The organism is Pricia sp. (assembly GCF_041745955.1).
Taxonomy (GTDB): Bacteria; Bacteroidota; Bacteroidia; order Flavobacteriales; family Flavobacteriaceae; genus Pricia.
In genome coordinates this window covers 1-9759 of the sequence record NZ_JBGTHY010000007.1, presented here as the reverse complement: position 1 = coordinate 9759, position 9759 = coordinate 1, and the positions used below count along the sequence as shown (strand labels likewise).

General features: G+C 46.5%; 10 protein-coding genes. 3 read left to right on the top strand and 7 right to left on the bottom strand.

Annotated features, from left to right (window positions below; translation table 11 throughout):
* On the bottom strand, window positions 1-1995 hold a 1995-nt coding region (gcvP, locus tag ACEW8S_RS00330), incomplete at its 3' end, for an aminomethyl-transferring glycine dehydrogenase (protein ID WP_373516205.1).
* A gap of 127 nt (window positions 1996-2122) precedes the next feature.
* Here gcvP and ACEW8S_RS00325 point away from each other — a divergent pair.
* Window positions 2123-2932, top strand: coding sequence for a hypothetical protein (locus ACEW8S_RS00325; RefSeq protein ID WP_373516204.1), 810 nt, complete (start codon window positions 2123-2125; stop codon window positions 2930-2932).
* Window positions 2933-3007: 75 nt separating this feature from the next.
* Here the strand turns inward: ACEW8S_RS00325 and ACEW8S_RS00320 are convergent, their stop codons facing one another.
* Both ACEW8S_RS00320 and ACEW8S_RS00315 read right to left on the bottom strand, forming a co-directional pair.
* A complete protein-coding gene (locus ACEW8S_RS00320) occupies window positions 3008-3238 on the bottom strand; it encodes a hypothetical protein (protein WP_373516203.1) in 231 nt (76 codons plus the stop codon).
* Window positions 3235-3795, bottom strand: a complete 561-nt coding sequence (locus tag ACEW8S_RS00315) for a sigma-70 family RNA polymerase sigma factor (RefSeq protein ID WP_373516206.1) — start codon at window positions 3793-3795, stop codon at window positions 3235-3237. The genes ACEW8S_RS00320 and ACEW8S_RS00315 overlap by 4 nt, the downstream gene beginning before the upstream one ends.
* 120 nt (window positions 3796-3915) lie before the next feature.
* Between ACEW8S_RS00315 and ACEW8S_RS00310 the strand changes: the two genes are divergently transcribed.
* Complete coding sequence (locus ACEW8S_RS00310; protein WP_373516202.1) at window positions 3916-4191, top strand: rhodanese-like domain-containing protein; 276 nt, start codon at window positions 3916-3918, stop codon at window positions 4189-4191.
* Here ACEW8S_RS00310 and ACEW8S_RS00305 read toward each other — a convergent pair.
* From ACEW8S_RS00305 to ACEW8S_RS00290, 4 genes are all read right to left on the bottom strand, one after another.
* A complete protein-coding gene (locus tag ACEW8S_RS00305; protein WP_373516201.1) occupies window positions 4112-4633 on the bottom strand; it encodes a 5'(3')-deoxyribonucleotidase in 522 nt (173 codons plus the stop codon). The genes ACEW8S_RS00310 and ACEW8S_RS00305 overlap by 80 nt on opposite strands.
* A gap of 268 nt (window positions 4634-4901) precedes the next feature.
* Window positions 4902-6926: a M3 family metallopeptidase gene (locus ACEW8S_RS00300; protein ID WP_373516200.1), complete on the bottom strand. Its 2025-nt coding sequence runs from the start codon at window positions 6924-6926 to the stop codon at window positions 4902-4904.
* A gap of 89 nt (window positions 6927-7015) precedes the next feature.
* Window positions 7016-7507: a 5-(carboxyamino)imidazole ribonucleotide mutase gene (gene purE / locus ACEW8S_RS00295; protein ID WP_373516199.1), complete on the bottom strand. Its 492-nt coding sequence runs from the start codon at window positions 7505-7507 to the stop codon at window positions 7016-7018.
* Window positions 7504-8682: a 5-(carboxyamino)imidazole ribonucleotide synthase gene (locus ACEW8S_RS00290; protein WP_373516198.1), complete on the bottom strand. Its 1179-nt coding sequence runs from the start codon at window positions 8680-8682 to the stop codon at window positions 7504-7506. The genes purE and ACEW8S_RS00290 overlap by 4 nt, the downstream gene beginning before the upstream one ends.
* A gap of 107 nt (window positions 8683-8789) precedes the next feature.
* On the opposite strand from ACEW8S_RS00290, the gene hpt reads away from it, so the two are divergent.
* Window positions 8790-9759: hypoxanthine phosphoribosyltransferase (hpt, locus tag ACEW8S_RS00285; protein WP_373516197.1), on the top strand; the 970-nt coding region annotated here is incomplete at its 3' end.

Here is a 9759-nt window from a genome sequence, read left to right as displayed (position 1 = left end):
ATCGTGGATCAATTGGGTGATGTGCATGATCGAAGATTCGAAAACCCCGTGGGTGGAAGGATAGGTGACCATCAGCGCCGCCAGATGGTCGGAATGTTTCGCCACTTTTTCCTCCAAGTCGGCCACATCTATATTTCCTTTTTCGTCGGTCTTGGTTACCACTACTTGCATACCGGCCATAACGGCGGAGGCGGGGTTCGTACCATGGGCCGATGCGGGAATGATACAGATATTGCGGTGGGCTTCATCTCGCGACTCGTGATAGGCGCGTATGACCATTAGTCCCGCGTATTCGCCCTGTGCCCCGGAATTAGGCTGTAACGAAGTGCCCGCAAAACCGGTAATGGTCGTCAGATCTTTGGCCAGTTCCGTTAAAACGATTTGATAGCCTTCCGCCTGTTCGATAGGAACGAAGGGATGTATATTCCCCCAACGCGTCATACTCAGCGCGAACATTTCAGAGGCCGCGTTCAGTTTCATGGTGCAGCTTCCCAAGGGAATCATGGAGTGGTTAAGGGATAGATCTTTGCGCTCTAATTTCTTGATATAGCGCATAAGTTCGGTTTCGGAATGGTAGGAGTTGAATACCTTGTTTTGAAGGTAATTCGCTTTGCGCTGAACGTTTTGCGCTATGGCGCTTTCTTGGGATAAGGTATCGATGGTTTCGGCATCCTTTCCAAGGGCTTTCGAAAAGATGGAAACGATCTGGTTGAGGTCCTTCAGTGAGGTTGCTTCGTTTACGGCGATGGAAACCGTGTCTTCATCCACATATAAAAAATTGACCGCATGTTTCTCGGCGACAGGGCGTAGTGCCTTCGCATCAGTTTTGACCGTAGTCGTATCGAAATAGGAGGTGTTAATTTGGTACAGGCCTAATTTCTCGAGGGCCTCCGTCAGTGTGACCGCAGTCGAATGTACCTTTTTGGCGATATATTTCAATCCTTCAGGACCATGGTAGACCGCGTACATACCGGCCATCACCGCCAAGAGTACTTGCGCCGTGCAGATGTTCGAGGTCGCCTTATCGCGTTTGATGTGTTGTTCACGGGTCTGTAAGGCCATCCGCAGGGCGGGTTTGCCATCGACATCTTTGGTAATGCCGATAATTCGACCGGGAATGTTCCTTTTGTAGGCTTCCCGAGTCGCAAAAAATGCGGCATGGGGTCCGCCATAGCCCAAGGGGATGCCAAAACGCTGCGTGGTGCCGACCACCACATCGACGCCCCATTCTCCTGGGGGTGTTAGCAAGACTAAACTCAAAATATCCGCGGCCACTGCCGTTTTGATATCGTTTTCCTTTGCTTTTGCAACGAAATCCGCATAATCGTTTACCTGTCCATGTTTTCCGGGATATTGCAGTAAAGTCCCGTAAAAATCGTTTCCGAAGGTGAATTCCAAATGGTCGCCGACCACCAGTTCGATGCCCAGCGGCGTCGAGCGTGTTTTTAAAAGGGAAAGCGTCTGGGGCAAAACCGCTTCGGATACAAAGAATTTTACAACATCGTTTTTCTTTTGATCACGACTGCGCACATCGAACAGCATGGTCATGGCCTCGGCCGCTGCGGTACTTTCGTCCAACAACGAGGCATTGGCCAGTTCCATACCGGTAAGGTCCGATACCACGGTCTGAAAATTGAGAAGGGCTTCCAGTCTACCTTGCGCGATTTCCGCTTGATAGGGCGTGTATGCCGTGTACCATCCGGGGTTTTCCAAAATATTTCTTTTGATTACGGAAGGGGTGAGGCTTTCGTGATAGCCCAATCCGATATACGAACGGAACAACTGGTTCTTTTCGGACAACTCTTGCATGTGTGCCAGAAATTTGTGTTCGCTCATCGGAGCCTCCAGATTCAATGGTTTTTTCAATCGAATGCCTTCGGGAAGGGTCTCAAAAATCAGCTGGTCCAAACTCTCGGTACCGACGGTTTCGAGCATGTGCCGAAGATCTTCGTTCTTGATGCCGATATGGCGCGTTGCAAATTCATCTGTTCTCATACAATAGGGTTGAAAGGAGTTGCGAAATTAAGGATTTATAGTCTGAAAACCGTCAGATTTCCGTTGTATGGGATTAAAGTTTTTAACCGAAAACGGTACTTATTAACGGTTTCCCTACATTTGTTCAATGCCGATTTTACGCCGCCTTTTCGATTTTTATCTCGATGCCAGCATCCATGTTTCCTTTGCCATTCTGGCATTGGTCCACGTCACCTGCCTAACCTTGAACATTTCCGTCGATACCCATCTTTGCTGGTTTCTATTCTTTGGATCGATCGCTTGTTATAATTTTGTGAAATACGGGGTCGAGGCGGAGAAGTATATTTTGGCGGCGGATCCGCATCAAATGCACATACAATGGGCAAGTTTCCTAGCCTTGGGTTTTGCGCTTTACCATGGCTATTTTTTAAGTATGCAGGTTTACATTGTAATCGCCGGTCTGGTCGTATTGACGGGCCTCTATGCCATTCCCGTGCTCCCTCGGACAAAGAACCTGCGGAGTTTAGGCGGACTGAAAATTTTTGTGGTTGCGATGGTGTGGGCGGGAGCGACCGTAATTCTGCCGGTAATCGCAGCAGGGGAATCCATTTCTTGGGATGTTCAGATCGAAACCTTACAACGTTTTCTTTTGATTTTGATTTTGCTGGTGCCCTTTGAGATTCGCGATCTGGCTTACGATAGTCCGGAATTAAGAACCTTACCACAACGCTTTGGAATAACCGGGACCAAGATTATCGGGGCCTGCGCCATACTGCCTTTTTTTTTGCTGACACTACTGAAGGACACGGTCAGCCGGACCGAACTGATGGCCAATGGTGTGCTTTGCTTGATTTTGGGGATGCTGATCTGGACTACGAAGAAGAATCGACACCGGTATTATGCATCCTTCTTGGTTGAGACGGTTCCTATTTTTTGGTGGGTACTCGTTGGTCTCTAAAGGAATTGTTTGGTAAGGCATGGTCGGTCCGTATTAAGTCAAAGGTAGCCGTGGGATAATCCAACGGAAAATCCTTTATGATCCTTCCTTTAAAACGGCCTTCATTTTACGCTTATCCTCTAGGGTTAGGCTATGAAGATTGGCCTTTTGGCAGAGTGCCGTAAGTTTGGTATTCCGTTTAGAAAATGCCGGACAATTTTTACATAGTAACAGATGGAACTTCAGTTTCATCTTTTCCATAAATGTCGCTTCCCGGTATTGGGTCTTATTACAGATAAGGGCAGCTTTTTCACAAGAAATCGTCATGTTTGGAACCAGTTTTGGTTTAGGCAGCCCATCAAGGCCGTTCTCGCCCTATGGATCATTACCCATAAATTAGACGGGTTAATATCGAGTTCATTACAAATAGTTTCAGTATCCATATCCTGTATGGTTTTCATAGTAAAGACCAAGGCCTGTTTTTTGGGTAATTTGGCGATGCACGAATGAATGGCCCGCCCTAGTTCTTGGGTCTCTATAGCGTTGTTCTCAAAAGTACTGAAGGGATCTGCAACTTGTTCTTCAAGCCAATCGCCTTGCGCATCGATGCGCGCACTATAGTCCATTCGCACTTCGGCCCTGCCCTTTTTGGAATTGGTTTTGCGGTAATGGTCGATGACCTTCCGTTTTAAAATGGCGATGAGCCAGGTGCGTTCTGCCGCATCCCCCTTGTAATTCTTAGCTGATTTGAGGCCGGCCAAAAACGTTTCCTGTACCAAATCTTTGGCAACTTCGACATCGTTTACCCGGCCTATCGTATAGTTGAAAAGATAATCGGCGTAAGAATCGATCCATTTTTCCGGATTCAGTACGTGCTCGGTCATTTTGTTTTTGTCATCTTCAAAGGTAAACGATTTTGACATAACGATTTGCATGCCATTTTGATCACTACTTTTTAATTGTATTGCCGCCATAATTTTTACTTTTGGATGAAATGAGTCGCCATGAAGTGTTGTATTGTAGGTCTACTACTGCTTGTAGTTTCCATGGGCTTTGCCCAAATTACTGAAAAATCTATCACAGAATTTTCACGGAAAGATGCCAATACCGGGATATTGATAGATGTCCGCACTCCCGAGGAATATGTGGTAGGCCATGTAGAAACGGCTGTGAACGCAGATTGGTTCGCAGCGATAAAATTTAAAGCAATTTATCCGCGACTTCCTTCCAATTGTTCACCCGCTCGAAGCCATTGGTGTTCATATTATGGGGGGACGTAAATAGTAAGGTCCTACCCTCGAATTCGGTCAGATTATAGCTTCTGTCATCGATAAGGATATCCCCTTTTAAAATGTGCTTGTGTCCGCATAAGATACGTCGTTGCCAAGGGATGAACGGAAAATGTTCATCGAGCCATTCGGACTTTTCCTCAAGGGAATTGGGAAACTGCATAGCGGCCGAGGCGATGTAGACTTCATAGTTGTCGTTCAGTTCTTTTAACACGGAGCGACTGTCGGCAATAGGGTTCAAGTCGCGAAAGAAGCCGCGGTTACGGGCGTGGTTCCGTACACTGGTCTGCCTGTTTTCGGGCACGGTATGCCAAACCTCTTTTCCCATACAGGTTTCAAGGGTGAGACATTCATTGTACTCACGGTTATAAATTTCGACATGTGCACCATAGGTGTCCGCCATAACCTCGTCCATATCAACAAATAGAATCATAGTCGTTATTTTTTGCGAAGGTCGGGAATAAGGGGCTAATGCAAAAAGAATTCCAGAGACTTATTGATACCTTAACCTGTGGAAGCTTGTGGATGGATTCGGCGCGGGCCATAAAAAAAGAGGGCGTCCCCACGCCCTCTTTAGTCGTTAAAAAAAATTACTTTGATATAACCTTTTTAACCTACTTATGAACAACAAATGTAGGAGAATAAATTTGTATTTCATAATCTTTTTCGCAAATTTTTTGACTCATTTGTAAGTATTCGTGTCAGTGATTTTCAAATAATCCTGCTCTCTTCAAAAGGGCTTCCACCTTGGGTTCGGCGCCCCTAAAACGTTTGTAAAGTACCATCGGATTTTCCGTACCGCCTTTTGAGAGCACATTATCCTTGAATTTTGTGGCGACCTCTTTATTAAAGATACCTTTTTCCTTAAAATAGGCGAAGGCATCGGCATCGAGCACTTCTGCCCATTTGTAGCTGTAATATCCGGAGGAATAACCGCCCTGAAAGATATGGGCGAAGGCCGTAGTCATACAGGTTTCCGAGGTTTCGGGATACAGTTTAGTACCTTCGAAAGCAAGGTTCTCATTGGTCTTGACATCGGTGATATTGGAGGGGTCTGTACCGTGCCATGACATGTCTAACAATCCGAAACTTAATTGGCGGAGGGTTTGCATACCTTCTTGAAAGGTGGCCGAGTCCTTAATTTTTTTGATAAGTTCCATGGGAATGGGGGCATCGGTCTTATAATGGGTGGCGAAGAGCTCAAGTGCCTCTTGCTCGTAACACCAGTTTTCCATCACCTGACTGGGCAGTTCGACAAAGTCCCAATAGACCGAAGTGCCTGATAGGCTCGGATACAAGGTGTTGGCCAGCATACCATGTAGGGCATGACCGAATTCGTGGAACAACGTGGTTACTTCGTTAAAGGTTAAGAGGGATGGTTTGGTGGAGGTACTACGCGTAAAATTGCACACATTCGAAATATGGGGACGTACGTTCTCTCCGTCCTTTTTATATTGCGGTTTGTAGGATGTCATCCATGCACCCCCACGTTTTCCCTTTCGGGGATGAAAGTCCGCATAGAAAAGGGATAAAAAATTATTCGTGTCGTCGTAAACCCGATAGGTCTTGACCTCTTCATGGTAGGTATCGATATCCGATACTTCTTCAAAGCGGAGTCCGAACAGTTTTTCGGCCACTTTAAAAACGCCCGCAATTACATTTTCAAGTTTGAAATAGGGTTTCAACTTTTCGTCATCGAGGTCGAACAGTTTTTGTTTCAGTTTTTCGGAGTAATAGCTGCCGTCCCATTTTTCGAGCCGGTCGATACCATCGAGTTCTTTAGCAAAATCTTCGAGTTGTTTAAACTCCCGTTCTGCGGCGGGTTTGGCCTTATGTAAGAGTTCGTTGAGAAATTCGCGTACTTTTTCCGGAGTCTCCGCCATACGCTCCTCCAAAACGAAATGGGCATGGGTCTCGTAGCCCAATACATTGGCTCTTTCATGGCGTAGATTGGCGATTTTCAGTACGTTTTCTTGGTTGTCGAGCGCGTCGCCGTGAAAACCCTTGCTGGCAAAGGCCAAGGAAAGTTCTTTCCGCAGTTCGCGATTTTCGGCATATTTCATAAAGGGGATGTAGCTCGGGTGGTCCAAGGTCAACAGCCATCCTTCTTTGTCTTTCGATTCGGCCAATTGTGTGGCCGCCTCCTTTTCGCCCTCGGGCAGGCCATCAACATCGGCTTCGTCCGTTAGGTGCATTTCGTATTTATTGGTTTCCGCCAGAATATTTTCTCCGAACGTCAGTTTGAGTTTTGAAAGTTCCGCATCGATTTCCCGTAGACGTTTCTTTTTATCCTCGGATAGGTTGGCCCCGTTTCGGCTGAAGCTTTTATACTTTTTCTCCAATAAGGTCTGCTGTTCGGGGGATAGGTTCAATGCATCCTTTTGATCGTACACTGATTTTATCCTCTGGAACAAATCAAGGTTAAGCGTAATATCATTACTGAATTCTGAGAGTAGGGGCGAGACCTCCTGCGCTATTTGTTGGATATCTTCGTTCGTTTCGGCGGAATTCAGGTTAAAGAAAACGCTTGATACACGGTCCAACTGTTGTCCTGCAAACTCCAAGGCTTCGATGGTGTTTTCGAATGTTGGGGCATCGAGATTATCTATAATTGCGTCGATTTCGGCTCTGGCATTTTCAATGGCCCGTAGGAAGGCAGGTTTGAAATGCTCGTTTTTTATTTGGGAAAATGGCGCGGTATCGAATTTTAAGAGTAGGGGGTTCATTAAGGGAGTTTATGAGTTTAAATGGGTTTCTTTAGTTAGAGGTTACGAGTTAGGGTTTCATAACCCTGAATTCTCAACTCATGATTTTTTTACTTCATACTATTTACCGATTTCGCTCCTTCGATAACTTGTGTCTTCAAAGCTTCTTTATAAGCAATGATTTTATCGAGAACGGATGTATCGGAAGTCCCAATGATCTGCGCGGCAAGAATCCCTGCGTTTTTGGCGCCGTTCAAGGCTACGGTGGCCACGGGAACACCGCCCGGCATCTGTAGAATGGAGAGTACGGAATCCCATCCGTCGATGGAGTTGCTGCTTTTTACGGGCACACCGATAACCGGCAATGGGGTCAACGCGGCTACCATGCCCGGTAAATGCGCCGCGCCCCCGGCGCCTGCGATGATTGCGGAGTATCCCTTTTTATGTGCGTTTTTGCCGAATTCGAAAAGTTTTTCGGGAGTTCGGTGGGCGGAGACGATATCGACATCGACTTCGATGCCGAATTCCTTCAATATATCGATGGCGTCCTGCATTACGGGCATATCGCTGGTGCTGCCCATTACAATGGCTACTTTTTTCATATGTATTTGCTTATCACTTTAATGGTCTCCTTCACCTGTTGTGCAATCCTTCTCGCTTCATCAACATTCTCGTTAACTATGGTCACATGTCCCATTTTCCGAAAGGGGCGGGTCTGTTTTTTGCCATAAATATGAGGGGTTACGCCTTCCATCCCCAATATATCCTCCATATTTTCATAAACTACATCGCCGGTATGGCCTTCCGCGCCGACCAGATTGACCATGATGCCCGCGACTTTACTTTTCGTATCGCCCAAGGGTAGATCGAGAATGGCCCTAATATGCTGCTCGAACTGATTAGTATAGCTGGCCTCGATACTGTAATGCCCGCTATTATGGGGGCGTGGTGCCACCTCGTTGACCAAAATCCTATCATCGTTGGTCTGAAAAAGCTCTACCGCCAAAAGTCCGACATGTTTAATCTTATCGGCCACCAGTAAGGCTATTTCCTGCGCCTTTTGGGCTACTTTGGCATCTATTCGAGCGGGACAGATAACATACTCCACCTGATTGGCCTCGGGGTGGAATTCCATTTCGACCACGGGGTAGGTCTTTACCTCGCCACTCACGCTTCGGGCGACGATAACGGCCAGTTCGTGCTTGAAATCAATCATTTCTTCGGCGATACACTCCCCATCGGGCAATCCGTTCAGGTCATCCAGTTTTCGTACCACTTTTACGCCTTGGCCGTCATAGCCGAAACGGGCGGCTTTCCAGATGAAGGGAAAATCCATCCCGCCATTGGCGATACTGTCCTCTATCTCACTTTTGTAGGCAAAACGGTGGAACACGGCGGTCGGTATCCCCTTATCCACATAAAAAAGCTTTTGTTGGGCCTTGTTCTGTATGATGCGAAGGGCTTTGGTCGGGGGATAGACTTTTGTGCCTTCCCCTTCCAACTTTTCCAAGGCATCCACATTGACGTTCTCGATTTCTATGGTGAGCACATCCACCTTTTTTCCAAAGTTGTACACGGCGTCGAAATCCATCAGCTCTCCCAGTACGAATTCGTTACAGGCGATTTTGCACGGGGCCTCCTCTGAAGCATCCATCACGACGGTATGGATATCGAATTTTCGGGTTTCGTAGAGCAGCATCTTGCCCAATTGGCCACCGCCTAAAATCCCTAACTTAAAATCCGAAGAAAAATAGCCCTTTGACTTTTGCATTGACATAGGTTGTGTTGTTGTTACAAAAATACGCCGAATTCCCAAAACGTGGCCTGCGCTATATAAAAAGCAAAATCAAAACGCTATATTTGGCTTTTTCCAAAATTCGACACGTGATACAGCTCCACGATAAACATTTTAAACCTTTTTTGAGCGAGGCACAGATTCAGGCCGCCGTTAAAAGCGTTGCAGGAAAGGTGGCCGCCGACTACAAAAACGAAACCCCTATTTTCGTCGGGGTACTCAATGGGTCTTTTATGTTCGTTTCCGATTTTTTAAAGGCCTATCCACATCCATGCGAGGTATCGTTCGTTAAACTCAGTTCGTACCAGGGTCTTACGTCAACAGGTATCGTCGAAACTTTACTCGATGTTTCGGAAGACATCGAGGGTAGGAGCGTGATTATTTTGGAGGATATTATTGACACCGGCCGTACCTTAAAAGAGCTGGTGCATCTATTTTCCAATACCAACGTAAAGGAGTTCAAGATTGCGAGTCTTTTCTATAAATCGGAAATCTATAATGGGGAATATGCCATCGATTATTGGGGGATAGAAATACCCAACAAGTTCATCGTAGGGTATGGATTGGATTACAAAGAATTGGGCCGTAACTTGAGGGAGGTGTACCAACTAAACCATAAACATATGATCAATCTCGTGCTGTTCGGGAAACCGGGTGCCGGAAAAGGTACGCAAGCGGAATTCTTGAAGGAAAAGTACAACCTAAAACATATTTCTACCGGCGATCTGTTCCGCTATAACATTGAGAACGAGACCGAACTCGGTAAGTTGGCCAAATCGTACATGGATTACGGCAATCTTGTACCCGATGACGTGACCATAAAGATGCTCGAGGAAGCTGTAAATACCAATCCCGATGCCAGCGGGTTTATCTTTGATGGATTCCCCCGTACCACCGCACAGGCCGATGCCTTGGATTCCTTGTTGGAATCGAAGGATATGAAAATCGATGCCACCATTGCTTTGGATGCCCATGATGAGGTGCTGATACAACGTTTGTTGGAGCGTGGAAAAATTAGCGGCCGTACCGATGATCAAGACGAGAGCAAAATCCGCAATC